Origin of the sequence: Micrococcus porci, assembly GCF_020097155.1 — a bacterium.
Lineage (GTDB): Bacteria > Actinomycetota > Actinomycetes > Actinomycetales > Micrococcaceae > Micrococcus > Micrococcus porci.
Genome location: NZ_CP083691.1, coordinates 1,171,512 through 1,187,827 on the forward strand (window position 1 = coordinate 1,171,512; position 16,316 = coordinate 1,187,827).

General features: G+C 75.3%; 16 protein-coding genes. 11 read left to right on the forward strand and 5 right to left on the reverse strand.

Going from position 1 to position 16,316, the window contains the following annotated elements; all coding sequences use genetic code 11:
* The first annotated feature begins 1 nt into the window (after position 1).
* From KW076_RS05675 to tsaD, 6 genes are read left to right on the forward strand one after another with little or no spacing between them, the layout of a single operon-like run.
* Positions 2-1,603, forward strand: a complete 1,602-nt coding sequence (locus KW076_RS05675; RefSeq protein WP_224356612.1) for an NAD(P)H-hydrate dehydratase — start codon at positions 2-4, stop codon at positions 1,601-1,603.
* Positions 1,578-2,789, forward strand: a complete 1,212-nt coding sequence (gene alr / locus KW076_RS05680; RefSeq protein ID WP_434084361.1) for an alanine racemase — start codon at positions 1,578-1,580, stop codon at positions 2,787-2,789. The genes KW076_RS05675 and alr overlap by 26 nt, the downstream gene beginning before the upstream one ends.
* Positions 2,786-3,406 (forward strand): tRNA (adenosine(37)-N6)-threonylcarbamoyltransferase complex ATPase subunit type 1 TsaE, encoded by a 621-nt coding sequence (tsaE, locus tag KW076_RS05685; protein WP_224356614.1) that lies wholly within the window; start codon positions 2,786-2,788, stop codon positions 3,404-3,406. Before alr ends, tsaE begins: the two co-directional genes overlap by 4 nt.
* A gap of 10 nt (positions 3,407-3,416) precedes the next feature.
* Positions 3,417-4,097, forward strand: coding sequence for a tRNA (adenosine(37)-N6)-threonylcarbamoyltransferase complex dimerization subunit type 1 TsaB (gene tsaB, locus KW076_RS05690; protein ID WP_224356615.1), 681 nt, complete (start codon positions 3,417-3,419; stop codon positions 4,095-4,097).
* Positions 4,094-4,639, forward strand: a complete 546-nt coding sequence (gene rimI, locus KW076_RS05695; RefSeq protein ID WP_224356616.1) for a ribosomal protein S18-alanine N-acetyltransferase — start codon at positions 4,094-4,096, stop codon at positions 4,637-4,639. The genes tsaB and rimI overlap by 4 nt, the downstream gene beginning before the upstream one ends.
* 30 nt (positions 4,640-4,669) lie before the next feature.
* On the forward strand, positions 4,670-5,773 hold the full coding sequence (gene tsaD, locus KW076_RS05700) for a tRNA (adenosine(37)-N6)-threonylcarbamoyltransferase complex transferase subunit TsaD (protein WP_434084362.1): 1,104 nt from the start codon (positions 4,670-4,672) through the stop codon (positions 5,771-5,773).
* Positions 5,774-5,818: 45 nt separating this feature from the next.
* Here the strand turns inward: tsaD and KW076_RS05705 are convergent, their stop codons facing one another.
* The 5 genes from KW076_RS05705 to KW076_RS05725 form a co-directional block, all read right to left on the reverse strand.
* Positions 5,819-6,826 carry a cation efflux transmembrane domain-containing protein gene (locus KW076_RS05705; RefSeq protein WP_224356618.1) on the reverse strand — a complete coding sequence of 336 codons (1,008 nt, stop codon included), beginning with the start codon at positions 6,824-6,826 and terminating at the stop codon, positions 5,819-5,821.
* Positions 6,823-7,317: a transporter substrate-binding domain-containing protein gene (locus KW076_RS05710; RefSeq protein ID WP_224356619.1), complete on the reverse strand. Its 495-nt coding sequence runs from the start codon at positions 7,315-7,317 to the stop codon at positions 6,823-6,825. The genes KW076_RS05705 and KW076_RS05710 overlap by 4 nt, the downstream gene beginning before the upstream one ends.
* Positions 7,318-7,322: 5 nt before the next feature.
* The gene (locus KW076_RS05715; RefSeq protein ID WP_224356620.1) at positions 7,323-8,354 is read right to left on the reverse strand and encodes an NAD-dependent epimerase/dehydratase family protein; all 1,032 of its coding nucleotides are present in this window, start codon (positions 8,352-8,354) and stop codon (positions 7,323-7,325) included.
* A complete protein-coding gene (locus tag KW076_RS05720) occupies positions 8,351-9,535 on the reverse strand; it encodes a zinc-dependent alcohol dehydrogenase (protein ID WP_224356621.1) in 1,185 nt (394 codons plus the stop codon). The genes KW076_RS05715 and KW076_RS05720 overlap by 4 nt, the downstream gene beginning before the upstream one ends.
* Positions 9,536-9,596: 61 nt before the next feature.
* A complete protein-coding gene (locus KW076_RS05725; RefSeq protein WP_224356622.1) occupies positions 9,597-10,793 on the reverse strand; it encodes a glutamate--cysteine ligase in 1,197 nt (398 codons plus the stop codon).
* Between the two features lie 22 nt (positions 10,794-10,815).
* On the opposite strand from KW076_RS05725, the gene KW076_RS05730 reads away from it, so the two are divergent.
* From KW076_RS05730 to KW076_RS05750, 5 genes are all read left to right on the forward strand, one after another.
* On the forward strand, positions 10,816-12,165 hold the full coding sequence (locus KW076_RS05730; protein ID WP_224356623.1) for a THUMP-like domain-containing protein: 1,350 nt from the start codon (positions 10,816-10,818) through the stop codon (positions 12,163-12,165).
* Between the two features lie 167 nt (positions 12,166-12,332).
* Positions 12,333-13,388 carry a siderophore ABC transporter substrate-binding protein gene (locus tag KW076_RS05735; protein ID WP_224356624.1) on the forward strand — a complete coding sequence of 352 codons (1,056 nt, stop codon included), beginning with the start codon at positions 12,333-12,335 and terminating at the stop codon, positions 13,386-13,388.
* The gene (locus KW076_RS05740; RefSeq protein ID WP_224356625.1) at positions 13,385-14,443 is read left to right on the forward strand and encodes an ABC transporter permease; all 1,059 of its coding nucleotides are present in this window, start codon (positions 13,385-13,387) and stop codon (positions 14,441-14,443) included. Before KW076_RS05735 ends, KW076_RS05740 begins: the two co-directional genes overlap by 4 nt.
* Complete coding sequence (locus KW076_RS05745; RefSeq protein ID WP_224356626.1) at positions 14,436-15,524, forward strand: iron chelate uptake ABC transporter family permease subunit; 1,089 nt, start codon at positions 14,436-14,438, stop codon at positions 15,522-15,524. The genes KW076_RS05740 and KW076_RS05745 overlap by 8 nt, the downstream gene beginning before the upstream one ends.
* Entirely contained in the window at positions 15,521-16,276 is a 756-nt protein-coding gene (locus KW076_RS05750; RefSeq protein ID WP_224356627.1) for an iron ABC transporter ATP-binding protein, read from the forward strand. Before KW076_RS05745 ends, KW076_RS05750 begins: the two co-directional genes overlap by 4 nt.
* Positions 16,277-16,316: the final 40 nt, after the last annotated feature.

Sequence of the window (16,316 nt, forward strand, 5' to 3'; positions counted from 1 at the left end):
GATGCGAGCACACACGGGAACCGACGTGCGGGCGGCCGAGCGGCCCCTGCTGGATGAAGGGCGGGGCGAGGCGCTCATGCGGACCGCCGCGTGGGGCCTGGCCGAGCACGTGGCCGCCGAGCTGCGGGCGCGGGGACCGGTGGCCGGGGCGACCGTGGCGGCCCTGGTGGGGCCGGGCAACAACGGCGGGGACGCGCTGTGGGCTCTGGCCTTCCTGCGTCGCCGCGGCGTCGAGGCGGTCGCGGTGCCCGTGCGTCGGAACGAGGCGGGCGAGCCGGTGTGGCATGCCGCCGGCTGGGCCGCCCTGCAGGCCGCCGGCGGACGGCGGTCCACGGCGGTCCCGGCCCGGGCGGCCGTCGTGGTGGACGCGATGCTCGGCACGGGTGCCCGCGGGGGCTTCACCCTGCCGGAGCCGGCGCGGCACCTGCCGTCCGGGGCCGCCGTGGTGGCCTGCGACCTGCCCTCGGGCGTGGACGCCGACACCGGGGCCGTCCCCGGCGAGGCCCTGGCCGCCGACCTCACCGTGACCTTCGGCGCGTCCAAGACGGGGCTGCTGCTCGGCGCCGGACCGGGCCGGGCCGGGCGGGTGGTGTGCGTCGACATCGGCCTGGGACCACACCTGCCGGCCGATCCCGCCGCCGGGCTGCATGTCGTGGACGACGACGCCGTCGCCCGCCTGCACCCGGTCCCGGCCCGGGACGCCCACAAGTACACGCGCGGGGTGGTCGGCGTCGTCGCCGGCTCGGAGCGGTATCCGGGGGCCGCGGTCCTCGCGGTGGGCGGGGTCCTGGCGGGCGGCGCCGGGATGGCGCACCACGGCGGGCCGGCCCGGGCGGGGGACCTCGTCCTCGCCGCGCATCCGGCCGCCCTGACCTCCGCGGACGGCCCGGCGCCGGAGCGCGCCGACGCCTGGGTGCTCGGCCCCGGCCTGGGCGACGGCGACGGCGCGCGGGAGCGGGTCCGCGCGACCGTCGCCGCGGTGCTCGCCTCCGGGGCGGACGGCGACCGCGGCCCGGCGGCGCTCGTGGTGGACGCGTCCGCCCTCGACCTCGTGACCGGGGAGGATCTGGCGGCGCTCGCCGCCGTGGACGCTCGCACGGTCATCACCCCGCACGCGGGGGAGTGGGCGCGTCTGCGCGACCGCCTCCCCGTGCCCGCCGCCGACGCCGTGGACGTGGACGAGGACGGCGCCGGGGAGCTGGCGCGGCTGCGGGCGTGGACCGCCGCGCGCGGGGTCACGGTCCTGCTCAAGGGGCCGGCCTCGCTGGCGGTCGCCCCGGACGGGCAGGCCTGGCTCATGCGCGACGGCGGCCCGCAGCTCGGCGTCGCCGGCACGGGCGACGTCCTGGCCGGGGCCCTGGGGGCCGTCCTCGCGGCCGAGACCGCCCGGGCACGCCGGGGCGGCGACGAGCGGCACGGGGCCGCGCGGGGTGGCCGGCCGTCGCCCGCCGCGCTCGCGGCGGCCGCGGCCTGGCTGCACGCCCGGGCCGGCGTCCGGCAGGCGGCCGACGGCCGCGCCACGGCGGACACCCTCCCCGCCGCGCTGGGCGACGTGGTGGCCCGGCGCTGGTGGGAGAATGACGCGCATGGACGACGCCCCTGACCTGACACCCTCCGCCGCCGAGGCGGCGCCGGCCGAGCGGCGCGCGCTCGTGGACCTGGCCGCGGTGCGCTCCAACGTGGCGGCCCTGCGCGCGCGCCTGGGCCGCCCGGACGGCGCCTCGACCGCGCTGATGGCCGTGGTCAAGGCCGACGCCTACGGCCACGGCGCCGTGCCCGTGGCGCGAGCTGCCCTCGAGGCCGGGGCCGACCGGCTCGGCGTGGCCCACGTGACCGAGGCCCTGGCCCTGCGCGCCGCCGGGGTCACCGCTCCGATCCTCGCGTGGCTCCACACCCGGGACACCCCGTTCCGCGCCGCAGTGGAGACGGACGTCGCCCTGGGCGTCTCCGGCATGTGGGACCTCGAGGCCGTGGCGCAGGCCGCCCGGGCGGCCGGACGCCGCGCCACCGTCCACGTGAAGGCGGACACGGGCCTGGGGCGCAACGGCTGCCTGCTCGCGGACCTGCCGGCGCTGGCCGCCCGCGCCGCCGCGCTGCAGGACGAGGGCGTCGTCGACGTCGAGGGCCTGTTCTCCCACCTGGCCGTCGCCGACGAGCTCGACCGCGCCGCGGAGACCGACGCCCAGGCCGCCGCCTTCGGCGAGGCCACGGTGGCGTTGGACGCCGCCGGCCTGCGCCCGCGCGTGCGCCACCTGGCGAACACGCCGGCCGCCCTCACCCGGCCCGACCTGCACCACGACATGGTGCGCGTGGGGCTGGGCCTCTACGGGCTCAGCCCGTTCCCGGACCGCGCCCCCGCCGAGTTCGGCCTCCGCCCCGCGATGTCGCTGCAGACCACGCTCGCCGCCGTGAAGGCCGTCCCCGCCGGGCAGGGCGTCTCCTACGGCTTCCGCCACCGCACCGCCGAGCCCACCGTCCTGGGCCTGGTGCCCCTGGGCTACGCGGACGGGGTGCCGCGCATCGCCGAGGGCGCTCCGGTGGCCGTCGCCGGGCGCCGCGTGCCGCATGTCGGCCGCGTGGCCATGGACCAGCTCGTCGTGGACCTGGGGCCGGGCGCCGCCGAGCGCGTCGGCGACCCGGTGGAGCTGTTCGGCCCCGCCTCGGGCATCCCCGCGGACGCGTGGGCCGAGGCTGCCGGGACCATCAACTACGAGCTCGTCACCCGCATCTCGCCGCGCGTGCCGCGCGTGCACGTGGACGGCGCCGCCGCGGGGGAGGTGGCCGCATGATCGCCGGCCGCCGTGCTGAGCAGCCCCTCCCCGCCCCGGTCTGGGAGCGGCGCGTGCCCCTCGACGGCGCCGCCGGCACCCGGGAGTTCGGCGCCGCGCTCGCGGGCGTGCTGCGCGCGGGCGACGTGCTGATCCTCACCGGGGAGCTCGGCGCGGGCAAGACGACCCTCACGCAGGGCCTCGGCGCGGGCCTGGGCGTGCGCGAGGGCGTGATCTCCCCGACCTTCGTGCTCTCCCGCATCCACCCGTCGCTGGCGGACGGGCCCGACCTGGTCCACGTGGACGCTTACCGGCTGCGCTCGGCCGGGGAGTTGACGGACCTGGACCTCGAGGCCACCGCCGACCGCTCCGTCACCGTGGTCGAGTGGGGCCGCGGCATGGCCGAGTCCCTCGCAGGCTTCCCCGAGGACCCGGAGGCGTCCTGGCTGGACGTCGAGGTCCTCCGGGCCCGCGGCGGGGCGGACCTCCCCGACGGCCCCGCCGGCGGCGACGCCGCCCCCGACGCGCCGGTGATCGTCACCGACTTCTCCGACGAGGAGGGCGAGGCGGCCGAAGAGGTGCGCACCGCCGTCGTGCGCGCCCACGGCCCCCGCTGGGCCGCGGTGGCCCTTCCGTAGACTGGCGGGCATGCCCCTGCTCCTGGCCCTCGACTCCTCCTCCGCCGCGTCCGTCGCCCTCCTGCGCGACGGAGAGCCCCTCGCCGCCTGGTCCACCGCGGACACGACCAGCCACGCCGAGGTCCTCGCCCCGGCGGTGCGGCAGGTTCTCGCGGAGGCCGGCGTCGCGGGGGGCGACCTGGACGGGATCGCCGCGGGCGTCGGGCCGGGCCCGTTCACCGGCCTGCGGGCCGGGCTGGCCACCGCGGAGGCCCTGGGCTTCGCGTGGGACGTGCCGGTGCACGGGATCCGGAGCCTGGACGCCCTGGCCCACCGGGCGGGCACGGACGCGTTCGCGCACGCCGTCGAGGAGTTCGTCGTCGTCACCGACGCGCGGCGCCGCGAGGTCTACTGGGCGCACTACGCCCAGGTCGGCGGGCAGCCGACCCTCCTGCACGGGCCCTTCGTCACCCCCGCCGCCGAGGTCACCCCGCTGCCCGCCTACGGGGCCGGCGCCGGCCTCTACCCCGAGGCCCTGCACGCGGTCGACGGCTGGGAGGGCGCCGTGCCCGACGCCGTCAGCCTGGGCCGCGTGGACGAGCTCGCCCTGCGCCGCGGCCGCGGCGTGCTGCCGCCCACGCCCCTGTACCTCCGCGAGTCCGACGCCACGGTGCCGGCCCCGCGCACCCCGGCGCGGCCCGCCGGCGCATGAGCCTGCCCGACGCTACGGACCCCGGCGACGACGCCGCGCCCGCCCACGGGCTGCCCGCCGGGTTCCTGCTGCGCCCCATGACCGTGTGGGATGTCCCCGAGGTGCTGGAGCACGAGGAGACCCTGTTCCCGCTGGACGCCTGGCCGGGGCACTTCTACGCCGAGGAGCTCGCCCAGGCGGGCCCCGCCGGCGCGCTCGACGCCCACGGCCGCCCCACGACCCGGGACTACCGCGTGGTGGTCCGCCAGGACACCGGGGAGATCGTCGGGTACGGCGGCATCATGGCCGTGGGGGACACCGCAGACGTGCAGACCATCGGCACTGCCGCCGCCGTCCAGGGCCGCGGGATCGGCGCCGCGCAGCTGCGCTGGATGGTCGCCGCCGCGCGCGAGCGCGGGGCCGAGTCCCTGCTGCTCGAGGTCCGCGAGTCCAACGCCGCCGCCCGCCGGCTCTACGCGCGGCACGGGTTCGAGCCGATCGCCGTGCGCCGCGGCTACTACCCGGGCGGCGAGGACGCCGTCGTCATGCGCCGGGCCCTCTGAACGCGGCCCCGCCCGGCGGCCCGGCCTAGAATGGCCCCCATGTCCGCCACCGCAACCGCCCCCCTCGTCCTCGGCATCGAGTCCTCCTGCGACGAGACCGGCGTCGGGATCGCCCGCGGCACCGCCCTGCTGGCCCACGAGGTCGCCTCCTCCGTGGAGGAGCACGTGCGCTTCGGCGGCGTCATCCCGGAGATCGCCGCGCGCGCCCACCTCGAGGCCCTCGTGCCCACCGTCCGCCGCGCCCTCGACGCCGCCGGGGTCACGCTGGACGAGGTCGACGCGATCGCCGTGACCTCCGGGCCCGGACTCGCCGGGGCGCTGATGGTCGGCGTCGCGGGGGCCAAGGCGCTCGCGGTGGCGGCGGACAAACCGCTCTACGGGATCAACCACCTCGTGGCCCACGTCGGCGTCGGGCTGCTGGACGGCGTGCGCCCCGCCGACTGGGACGACCTGCCCCGGGACCTCGGCGCGCTGCTCGTCTCCGGCGGGCACACCGAGATCCTCCAGGTGGACCGGATCAGTTCGGACGTCACCCTGCTGGGCTCCACCATCGACGACGCCGCCGGCGAGGCGTACGACAAGGTCGCCCGCCTCATCGGGGCCGGGTATCCCGGCGGCCCCGTGATCGACCGGATGGCGCAGGAGGGGGACCCGAAGGCGTTCCGGTTCCCCCGCGGGCTGACGGCCGGCAAGTTCGTGGGCACCGCGGAGGAGCCCGGCCCGCACCGGCACGACTGGTCCTTCTCGGGGCTCAAGACCGCCGTCTCCCGGGCCGTGGAGCAGTTCGAGGCGCAGGGGCTCGAGGTGCCGCGCACGGACATCGCCGCGTCCTTCCAGGAGGCGGTGGCCGACGTCATCACGGCCAAGGCCGTGCGGGCGTGCCGCGAGCACGGCCTCACGCACCTGCTGCTCGGCGGCGGTGTGGCCGCCAACTCCCGCCTGCGCGGGCTGCTCGCCGACCGGTGCCGCTCCGCCGGGATCGAGCTCGTCGTCCCGCCGGTCAACCTGTGCACGGACAACGGGGCCATGGTCGCCGCGCTCGGCGCCCGGCTCGTGGCCGACGGCGTCGCCCCCTCGGACCTCGCGTTCGGGGCGGATCCGGGCCAGCCCGTCTCCGCGGTCAGCGCCGCCTGACGCGCCGGCCCGACGGCGGCCGGCGCGCGCCCGTCGTGGCCGGGCCTACTCGCTGCCCTTCGACTGCTCGTCGCCGGACCGCCCGCCGTGGACCTCCTCGGGGAGCTCCGCCACGGGGACCACGACGACGTCCTCGAGCTTCCAGTCGAGCTCCTCGATCCGCTCGCGCAGGTCGGCGCAGCGGCCCACGGTGACGTCGGCGCCGTGCCGGGGCACCACGAACATCTCCAGGTGGAACACGTGGCCCTCGTCGCGCACCCGGGCGCCGGCGTGCCGGACCCACGGCTGGGCCCACGCCACCCGCTCGGCGCGGTCGATGATCGGGTGCGGGCGCGCGCCGTCGATCGTGGTGGCGCGGCGGTCCGCCAGGTTCGTGACGGCCTCCTTGAGGTTCTTCCAGCCGTCCAGCACGATGCTCACGCCCACGAAGATCGCCGCCGCGGCGTCCGCCCACCACCAGCCCAGGCCGATACCGGCCACGCCGACGATGGTCGCCACGCCCGTCTGCCAGTCCGCCTTGTTCATGTCCGCGTCCGCGTACAGCACGCGGTCGTGGAGCTGCTCGGCGAGCTTGAGCTTCTTGTGGCCGAGGATCATGGGCCCGGGCACGGACAGGGCCATCACGGCCATCATGAACCAGCCCTGCCACACGGTGTGCCCGAACAGGTCGAACGTGCCGATGGGCGGGTGCTCCGCCGTCAGCAGGCCCAGGAGGGAGTCGCCGACGAGGACCACGCCCATCACGGACAGGGCGACGGCGGCCACGAGGTGTCCCACCCCGACGGACCGGTGAGAGCCGTAGGGCCGGGCCCGCGTCGGGGCCATGCGGGCCACGCGCAGGGCGACGAGGAACGCGATCGGCGGGATCAGGGAGAGCAGGTCCTCGATCCACGCGGCGCGCATGGCCTGCGAGGAGCCCATCACGACCGCCACGAGCGAGACCGTGAGCACGAGCCAGCCGAGGGAGACCCACTCGAGGACCACGGCCTGGTGGGCGGCCCGCGCGACGTCGTCGGGCAGCTCGGCGCGTCCGATGGTGCGCTTCTCGCTCATGCCCCGGCCTCCTCGCCGTGCGCGTCCAGGAAGCGCTCGAGCGCGGACTGGAACTGGTTCTCCCCCAGGGGGACGGCCATGACGAGCTCGGCCTTCTCCCCGTCCGGGCCCGTGGTCTCCGCGTAGGGGCGGGTCAGACCGGCGTCGGTCGTCCAGGGCGACTTCTTCGTGAGCCCGCCGACCACCAGGTCGAGGTCGCCCTGCTTCAGCGCCGTCATGAGGGCCTCTTCGCCGGAGACGGTCCACTCCACGCGCGCGTCCCGCTCGGCGGCGAAGGCACGCACCAGGTCCGGCTCGGGGCCCTGGGGCTCGGCACCGGCGGCGTCCACGTGGGGCGGGTGGTGCGAGGCCCCTACCCGCAGCGTCCCGCCCGTGATCCGGTCCAGGGTGCCGTCCGGGTCGGCGGGGTAGCCGGAGGATGTGCATCCGGTCAGGACGACGCCGGCGGCGGCGAGCGCGCCGGTCAGGAGGGTGCGGCGGGGGGTCTGCATGGGGCTCACTCTAGAGGGGAGTGGGAGCGGTGCCCCGCGTTCCCGAGGCCCTCCCGGCCGTCCAGGTGGTCGAGCACGAGGCGCACCGCGTCCCGCGCGTCCGTGCGCGGGCGCCAGTCGGTCGCGCGCCGCAGCGCGGAGGTGTCCATCACGGGCACCGCGGCGGCCATGTCCACCCAGCCCGGGTCCGTGGGCTGCAGGCGGGCCCGGTAGCTCACGGCGGCGGCGGCGCGGAACACCGCGACGGGCAGCTCGAGGATCCGGCGGGCGCCGAGCACCGTGCCCATCGTGTGGGCGTCGAGCACGGGCTCGGCGGCGACGTTGAACGCGCCGCCGGCGCGGTGGGCGACCACCTGCCAGTACGCCTCCGCGACGTCCTGGGCGGTGAGCGCCTGGAAGCGCAGGCCCGTGGGGAAGGGCAGCACGGGGGTGCGCAGGCGCGCGGCGAGGCGGGCGGGCACGAGGTCGCCCAGGAAGTAGTCCTTGATCTCGGGCCCGGCGCCGGACTGGAAGATCAGTCCGGGCCGGAGCCGGCTGACGAGCATCCGCGGGTGCTCGGCCGCCACGCGGTCCAGGATCGTCTCCACCTCGGCCTTCTGGGCCGCGTAGTGGGACGTCGGCACGCCCGTGGTGGGGTGCGACTCGTCCACCCGCACGTCCTTCGGCCCCGGCCCATACGCGCCCACGGAGGAGGCGTAGACCAGGTGGGGCACCCCCGCGGCGGCAGCGGCACGGAACACGCGCTCGTTGCCGTCCACGTTGACCGCCCGCAGATGCGCGCGGTCGCGGTTGGGGCGGATCACCCACACGAGGTCGACCACGGCGTCCGCCCCGCGCAGCACCTCGGTGAGGCGGGGGGCGGACGCGGCGTCGGCGATGTCCATGCGGTGCCACTCGACGCCGTCGTACGGAGCGCCCGCGCGGTCCGGGCCGCGCCGGCTCACGCCGACGAGCTCGGTGGCCTCCGGGGCCCGGTGGAGGCGCTCGAGCAGGGCCGTCCCGACGTTGCCGGTGGCACCGAGGACGACGATCCTCACGGCGTGAGCACCACCTTGATGCAGCCGTCCTGCTTCTTCTGGAACTTCTCGTACATGGCGGGCGCATCCTCGAGGGGCGCGGTGTGCGTCACGAGGTCGAGCACGCCCAGGGGATCGGACGGGTCGTCCATCAGGGGCAGGAGGTCGTCCACCCAGCGGCGGACGTTGCACTGGCCCATGGTGAACTGGATCTGCTTGTCGAACATGGTGAGCAGCGGCATGGGGTCCTGCATGCCGCCGTACACGCCGCTCAGGGAGACGGTGCCGCCGCGGCGCACGGACTCGATCGCCGTGTGCAGGGCCGTGAGACGGTCGATGCCGGAGGTCTTGACGGCCGCGCGGGCCAGCGGGCCGGGCAGCATGCCCGCCGCGGTCTGGGCGGCCGCGGCCACGGGCGCGCCGTGCGCCTCCATGCCCACGGCGTCCACGACGCCGTCCGGGCCCCGCCCGCCGGTCGCCTGGCGCAGGAGGTCCGGGACGCCCGTGCCGGAGCCCTCCATGTCCAGGACCTCGACGCCGTGGCGCGCGGCCATGTGGCGGCGCTCCGGCACGGGGTCGACGGCGATCACGCGGCACCCCAGGTGCACGCCGATGCGCGCGGACATCTGGCCGATGGGGCCCAGGCCGAGGACGGCCAGCGTGTCGCCCTTCGACACGTTCGCGTACTGCACGGCCTGCCACGCGGTGGGCACCACGTCGGAGAGGAACAGCCACTGGGTGTCGGGGCCGGTGTGCGGCACCTTGATGGGCCCGTAGTCGGCGTGCGGCACCCGCAGGTACTCGGCCTGGCCGCCGGGCACGGAGCCGTAGAGGCGGGAGTAGCCCAGCAGCGCGGCGCCGGAGCCCTGCTCCTTCACCTGGGTGGTCTCGCACTGGGACTGCAGGCCGTGCTGGCACATCCAGCAGTGGCCGCAGGAGATGTTGAAGGGGATGACGACGCGGTCACCGGGGGAGAGGTTCGTGACCGCGGAGCCGACCTCCTCCACGATGCCCATGGGCTCGTGGCCGATGACGTCTCCCTTGTCCATGAACGGGCCCAGGACCTCGTAGAGGTGGAGGTCGGATCCGCAGATGCCGGTGGAGGTGACCTTGATGATCGCGTCCGTGGGCTCCTGGATCCGCGGATCCGGGACGTCCTCGACGGAGACGCTTCGCTTTCCCTGCCATGTGAGTGCTCGCATGCCGGGTACGCTACGGCCCGGCCGGCCCCGAAGGAAGGGTGCGCGGGCCGGAATCCCCAGGTCAGCCCTGGAAGGCCCGGAGGGACTCGCGGGTGCGGTCCGCGGCGTCCCGGACGACGGCGCGCAGGGGCGCGACCGGGTCGGCGGGGTCCTCGCCCGTCCGGGGCGGACCCGCGGCGGCCTCCGCGGCCACGCGTCGCTGCCGGTCCGCGGGGGAGTGCTCCATCAGGACGCGCGCGTGCGCCAGCTCCGCCGCGCAGCCCAGTTCCTCCGCCACCGGGGCCAGGCGCTCCAGGTCCGCGGCCAGGTGCTCGGCCAGCGGGACCTGCGTGCCGGCGTCGTCCGTGATGACGGTGGCCTCCAGGCCGTAGCGGGCGGCGCGCCACTTGTTCTCCTGGGTGTACCAGGGCGGCAGGATCGCGACGGGCTCGTCGTCCTCGACCTGCGCGGAGAGCTCATGGACCAGGCACTGGGCGTAGGCCGCGACGGCGCCGATCTCCTCGAGGGTGGCCATGCCGTCGCACACCCGCATCTCCACGGTGCCCAGGCGCGGCACCGCGCGCACGTCCCAGCGGCACTCGGTGACGTCCTCCACCATGCCGACGCCCGTCATCTGCTCGACGCAGTGCTCGAAGCCCTCCCACGTCTCGAACTGGAAGGGCAGCCCGGCGGTCGGCAGCTGCTGGAAGAGCTGCGTGCGCTGGGACTGGTAGCCGGTGTCCGCGCCCACCCAGAACGGGGACGACGCCGACAGCGCCAGCAGGTGCGGGAGCCGGCTGATCAGCCGGTTGACGGCGGGCATGGCCTTGGCGCGGTCGTCCAGGCCGATGTGCACGTGCACGCCGAAGATCAGCATCTGGCGGCCCCAGTACTGGGTGAGGTCCACCATCCGCCCGTAGCGCGCCTTGGGAGTGATGGGCTGCGTCATCGCCTCGCCGAACGGGTGCGTGCCCTGGCAGAACAGCGCCAGCCCGCGGTCCGCCGCGGCGCGCTGCACGCGGGCCGCGATCCCGCCGAGGTCCGCGACGGCGTCCGGCACCGAGCCGTGCACGCCCGTGACCAGCTCGACCGTGTTCTGCAGCAGCTCGCCCGTCACGTGCGGGTGGTCGGCGTCCGCGTCCAGGCCCGCCTCGGCGCGCAGCTCCTCGAGGATGCCCGGCGCCTCGGAGCGCAGGTCGCCCGTCAGGGGATCCACGAGCGCTAGCTCCCACTCGATGCCGAGGGTGGACTGCGCGGAGTCGGCGAAGGGAAGGCTCATGGCGTCATCCTAGGGTGGTCGCATGGCACGATCCCAGCGCCCCGCCCGCCCGTCGCGGCCCCGTCCGCGTCCCGCCGACCGGCCGGGCCGCCCCCGCGCGGCCGAGTCCGCGGCCGACGCCACCCGCCTGGAGCCGGTGCTGGACCCCGCCGGGCGCGTCCTGCTCGACGGGCTCGGCGACGTCTCTGGCCAGGACCCCCTGGCCCTGTCCTCCCGCCTGCGCGCCGCCGGACACGACGCCGACACGGTCGCCGCCGCCCTGACCCAGGCGGGGCTGCGCCACGCGGGGCGCGCCAAGCTCGGTGCGCTCGCGGACGGCATGCTCCTCACCCGGGACGGGCTCGAGCAGGCCACCCGCGCCGTGGTGGCGGAGCACCGGGCGCGGCGCCTTCAGGAGGCCGGGGTGCGCTCCCTCGCCGACCTCGGCTGCGGCATCGGGGCGGACGCCCTCGTGTACGCGCGCGCCGGGCTGGACGTCACCGCCGTCGAGCGGGACCCCACCGTGGCCGCCGCCGCGGCGGCCAACCTCGCGACCCTCGCCCCCGCGGGCGCCGCCAGCGTCGTGACGGGCGACGCCGAGGCGTGGGCGGCCGCGCACGCGGACGAGGTGGATGCGCTCTGGCTGGACCCCGCGCGTCGGCGGCTGGGCTCGTCCGGGACGGCACGCGTGTTCGACCCCGAGGCGTTCTCCCCGCCGTTGTCCTTCGTGCTCGGCCTGGCCGACGGCGGCCGTCCGGTGGGTGTGAAGCTGGGCCCGGGCCTGCCCCACGAGCACGTGCCCGCCGCGGCCGAGGCCGAATGGGTGTCTGTGGATGGGGACGTCGTGGAGGTGACGCTGTGGTTCGGGCCGCTCGCGCAGGCCCCCGGGCGGCGCACGGCGACGCTGCTGGACACCCGCGGGTCGGCCGTGCACCGCCTCGTTCCGGCCGCCGCGTCCTCGCCCGCCGTGGAGGCGGTGGGGGAGGAGGGCGTGGACGGGCTCGTCGGCCAGGTCCTGCTCGAGCCGGACGGGGCGGTGATCCGCGCGGGGCTGGTGACGGACCTGGCGGTGGAGCTCGGCCCGGCTGTCCGCCTGCTGGACCCGCACCTGGCGTACCTCGTGGCGCCGGACGCGGCGCCGCACCCCCTGGCGCGCGGATACCGGGTGCTCGCGGTGCACGAGTTCCGCACGAAGGCGCTGGCCCGCTGGGCGCGGGAGACCGGTGTCGGTCGCCTGGACGTGAAGAAGCGCGGCGTGCGGGAGACCCCGGAGCAGGTGCGGGCCGCCGTGCTCGGTCGCGGCACGCCCGGGGGACGTCACGCGACGCTCGTGCTGGCGCGCGTGGGGGAGCGGCGCGTGGCGTTCGAGGTGGAGCCCCTGCCGGCCGGCTGAGGCGGCCGTGTGACGCCGGGTGACTCCGGCGAGGGCTGTGCCGCGCATTACGTGACGGGCGTGTACCCTAATCAACTGAGGTAAGCCTCACCTGACCTGAGGGCGTCCCCCCGCCCGCCCCAACGACGCACGGGCCGCACCCGCGACGCCCGCCGAGGAGATCCCCCATGCGCACCGCACGCCTGTCCACCGCCGCCGCCCTCGCTTCGCTCGCCGCCCTGACGCTGGCCGGCTGCGGAGCGGGAGGCCCCGCCGCCGAGGGCTCCTCCCCGGCCTCCTCGGCCGCGTCCTCCTCCCCGGCCTCCTCGGCCGCGTCCTCCTCCGCGACGGCCGGCGGCGTCGCGGCCGGGGTCACCGTCACGGACATGTCCGGCACCGAGGTCACCCTGCCGGAGGAGGTCGACTCCGTCATCGCCACGGACAACCGCATCTTCCGCACCCTGGACGACTGGGGCGTCGAGCTGTCGGCCGCGCCGAAGCAGATCATGTACAAGGGCGAGGGCGGGCCCTCCTACCTCCAGGACGACTCGGTCGCCGACATCGGCAACCACCGGGAGCCCGACATGGAGCTGTTCGTCACCGCCGAGCCGGACGTCGTCTTCAACGGCCAGCGGTTCAACGAGCGCAAGGCGGAGATCGACGAGCTGACCGGCGACGCCGCCGTCGTGGACACGAACTTCGACGTCACGCAGACCCCCATGGACGAGGGCCTGAAGAAGCTGACCACCCTGCTGGGCGAGGCCACCGGCCACGAGGCCGATGCCGAGAAGCTCATCGCCGACTTCGACGCCGCCACGCAGCTCGCCAAGGACGCCTACGACCCCGAGCAGACCGTCATGGGCCTCATCGCCTCGGGCGGCGAGCTGTCGTACGCCGCGCCCAGCACCGGCCGCTCCATCGGCCCGTTCTTCGACATGCTGGACCTGACCCCGGCCCTCGATCAGTCGGGCACCGACAACCACCAGGGCGACGACATCTCCGTCGAGGCCATCGCGAAGTCGAACCCGGACTGGCTGATCGTCATGGACCGCGACGCCGCCGTCGGCGAGGAGAACGCCACCGCCGCCGAGCTGATCGAGCGCTCCGAGGCCCTCCAGGACGTGACCGCGGTGAAGGAGGGCAACATCGTGTACCTGCCCGCCGACTTCTACGTCTCCGAGGACATCCAGAACCACACCACGGTCATGGAAGACCTCGCGAAGGCCTTCGAAGGCGCGCAGTGACTCTCGACGTGCGTCACCACGTCGCCGACGCCCCGCCCCGGCTCGAGGAGCCGGGGCGGGGCGACCGCGTGTGCTGGGTCCCGCCCGCCGTCCTGCGGCCCGAGCGCACCCGCTGGCAGCGCACCTGGCCGCTGCTGGTCGGCGTCCTGGTGACCGCGGCCCTCATCGTGGTCTCGCTGTTCGTGGGCGTGTACGACGTCGGCGCGGAGGGCGGACGCGAGATGTTCGCCATCACGCGCGTGCCGCGCACGGTCGCCCTCGTGCTGGCCGGTGCCTCGATGGCGATGTGCGGGCTGATCATGCAGCTCATGACGCAGAACCGCTTCGTGGAGCCCAGCACCACGGGCACCACCGAGTGGGCCGGCCTCGGCCTGCTGGTGACCATGGTGCTCGTGCCGGGGTCGGGCCTGGTGACCCGGATGGTCGGGGCCATCCTCTTCGCCTTCGTCGGCACCCTCGTGTTCTTCCTCTTCCTGCGGCGGGTGCGCCTGCAGTCCTCCCTCATCGTGCCGATCGTGGGCATCATGCTCGGCGCCGTCGTGGGCGCCGCCTCGACGTTCCTCGCCCTCCAGACGGACATGCTGCAGCAGGTGGGCGCGTGGTTCGCCGGCTCGTTCACCTCCGTGGTCCGCGGCCGGTACGAGCTGCTCTTCCTCGTGCTGATCGTGTGCGTGGCGGTCTTCGTCATCGCCGACCGCTTCACCGTGGCCGGCCTCGGCAAGGACGTCGCGACGAACGTCGGCCTCAACTACGACGCCGTGATCCTCACCGGCGTGGCCATGGTGGCCGTGGCCACCGGCGTGGTCACCGTGGTGATCGGGGCCCTCCCGTTCCTGGGGCTCGTGGTCCCCAACCTCGTGTCCATGGTGCGCGGCGACAACCTGCGGACGAACCTGCCCTGGGTGGTCATGGTCGGCGTGTGGATCGTGATCGTCTGCGACCTGATCGGGCGCACCGTGATCGCCCCGTTCGAGGTGCCCATCTCGCTGATCCTGGGCCTCGTGGGCGCGATCGTGTTCCTCGCCCTGCTGCTGAGGCAGGCCAAGCATGGCTGAGCCGCTCGCGACCGCCCCGGGTCGCATCCCCGCCCCGTCCGGCGGCGCCACCGCGGCCGGGCCCGTCGACGCCGACGCCCCGCGCCGGTCCGGCGCGTTCGTCACCGCCGCCGACCGCCGGAGGTATGCGCTCGTCGTCGCGGTGCTGGCCGCCGTCGCCGTGCTCTCCACCGCCGGGATCCTGCTGTGGGGCAACGAGGCCGAGCCCGGCTCGCGCGCGTTCTGGATGATCGCGCGGATGCGCGTGGAGTCCCTGGGCGTGATCGGGATCGTGGCGCTGTGCCACTCCTTCGCGACCGTCAGCTTCCACACGGTGACGGGCAACCGCATCATCACGCCCTCGATCATGGGGTTCGAGGCGCTCTACACGGCCGTGTCGACCGCCGCCGTGTACGTGCTGGGAGCCGCCGGCGTCGCGGTGCTGACCGGGGTGGGGCCGTTCCTCGCCCAGGCCGCGCTCATGGTGGCGCTCGCGACGGCCCTGTACTCGTGGCTGCTGTCCCGGCCCTACGGCAGCGTCCATCTGATGCTGCTCGTGGGCGTGGTGCTGGGCGGCGGGCTGGCCGCGCTGAGCACGTTCATGCAGCGACTGCTGGACCCGAACTCGTTCGACCTGCTGAGCGCGCGGCTCTTCGGCAACATCTCGAACGCCCGGACCGAGTACGTGGCGATCGCCGCGCCCATCGCCGTCGTCGTGTGTGCGCTGCTGTGGCTGCGCTCCCGTCGCCTGAACACGGTGGCGCTCGGCGCCGACGCCGCGACCAACCTGGGCCTGCACCACCGGCGCGAGCTCATGGTGACGCTGCTGCTGGTCTCCGTGCTGATGGCCATGACCACCGCGCTCGTGGGCCCGATGACGTTCCTCGGCTTCCTCGTGGCGACGCTGGCGTACAGCCTCGTCGACACCCACGACCACCGGTTCATCCTCCCGGTGGCGGCGCTGGCCGGGTACGCGGTGCTCACGAGCGCCTACTTCGTGCTGCGGCACGTGTTCTACGCGGGGGGTGCGGTCACGGTGGTCATCGAGCTGATCGGCGGCATCACCTTCCTGATCGTCGTGATGAGAAAGGGACGTCTGTGATCGAGCTGCGCGGCGTGGTGAAGCGCCACAGCGACGAGGTGTGCATCGGACCCGTGGACCTGGACATCCAGGCCGGGGGAGTGACCGCGCTCGTGGGGCCCAACGGGGCGGGCAAGTCCACGCTGCTGACGATGATCGGCCGGCTGCAGGACGCCGACGCCGGGACGATCGCCGTGGGCGGGCACGACATCACCACGACGCCGTCTCGGAAGATCGCCCAGACCCTGTCCATCCTGCGGCAGGAGAACCACTTCGTGACGCGGCTGACCGTGCGACAGCTCGTGGGGTTCGGGCGCTACCCGTACACGCGTGGCCGGCTGACCCTGGAGGACGAGCGGCACGTGTCGGACGCGATCGACTTCCTCAACCTCGGCCCGTTCGAGAACCGGTACCTCGACCAGCTCTCGGGCGGCCAGCGGCAGCGCGCGTACGTGGCGATGGTGCTGGCGCAGAACACCGAGTACGTGCTGCTGGACGAGCCGCTGAACAACCTGGACATGCAGCACTCGGTGCAGATGATGCAGCAGCTGCGCCGGGCCGCCGACGAGCTGGGCCGAACCGTGGTGATCGTGCTGCACGACATCAACTTCGCCGCCCACTACGCCGACCGGATCGTGGCCATGGGCGACGGCCAGGTGGTGGAGACCGGCACCCCGGCCGAGATCCTGCGCCCTGAGGTGCTGGAGCGGATCTTCAAGACCCCCTGCAGCGTGGTGGACGGACCGCACGGGCCGCTGGCCGTGTACTGGTGAGCGGGGCCGTGGCGGGGAACGGTCGTGGGCCCTGCCCGGA

What these genes read in the sequence shown, in the direction of transcription:
- KW076_RS05675 (WP_224356612.1), top strand. Translation starts at nt 2, where the DNA reads ATGCGAGCACACACGGGAACCGACGTGCGGGCGGCCGAGCGGCCCCTG.
- alr (WP_434084361.1), top strand. Translation starts at nt 1,578, where the DNA reads ATGACGCGCATGGACGACGCCCCTGACCTGACACCCTCCGCCGCCGAG.
- tsaE (WP_224356614.1), top strand. Translation starts at nt 2,786, where the DNA reads ATGATCGCCGGCCGCCGTGCTGAGCAGCCCCTCCCCGCCCCGGTCTGG.
- tsaB (WP_224356615.1), top strand. Translation starts at nt 3,417, where the DNA reads ATGCCCCTGCTCCTGGCCCTCGACTCCTCCTCCGCCGCGTCCGTCGCC.
- rimI (WP_224356616.1), top strand. Translation starts at nt 4,094, where the DNA reads ATGAGCCTGCCCGACGCTACGGACCCCGGCGACGACGCCGCGCCCGCC.
- tsaD (WP_434084362.1), top strand. Translation starts at nt 4,670, where the DNA reads ATGGCCCCCATGTCCGCCACCGCAACCGCCCCCCTCGTCCTCGGCATC.
- KW076_RS05705 (WP_224356618.1), bottom strand. Translation starts at nt 6,826, where the DNA reads ATGAGCGAGAAGCGCACCATCGGACGCGCCGAGCTGCCCGACGACGTC.
- KW076_RS05710 (WP_224356619.1), bottom strand. Translation starts at nt 7,317, where the DNA reads ATGCAGACCCCCCGCCGCACCCTCCTGACCGGCGCGCTCGCCGCCGCC.
- KW076_RS05720 (WP_224356621.1), bottom strand. Translation starts at nt 9,535, where the DNA reads ATGCGAGCACTCACATGGCAGGGAAAGCGAAGCGTCTCCGTCGAGGAC.
- KW076_RS05725 (WP_224356622.1), bottom strand. Translation starts at nt 10,793, where the DNA reads ATGAGCCTTCCCTTCGCCGACTCCGCGCAGTCCACCCTCGGCATCGAG.
- KW076_RS05730 (WP_224356623.1), top strand. Translation starts at nt 10,816, where the DNA reads ATGGCACGATCCCAGCGCCCCGCCCGCCCGTCGCGGCCCCGTCCGCGT.
- KW076_RS05735 (WP_224356624.1), top strand. Translation starts at nt 12,333, where the DNA reads ATGCGCACCGCACGCCTGTCCACCGCCGCCGCCCTCGCTTCGCTCGCC.
- KW076_RS05745 (WP_224356626.1), top strand. Translation starts at nt 14,436, where the DNA reads ATGGCTGAGCCGCTCGCGACCGCCCCGGGTCGCATCCCCGCCCCGTCC.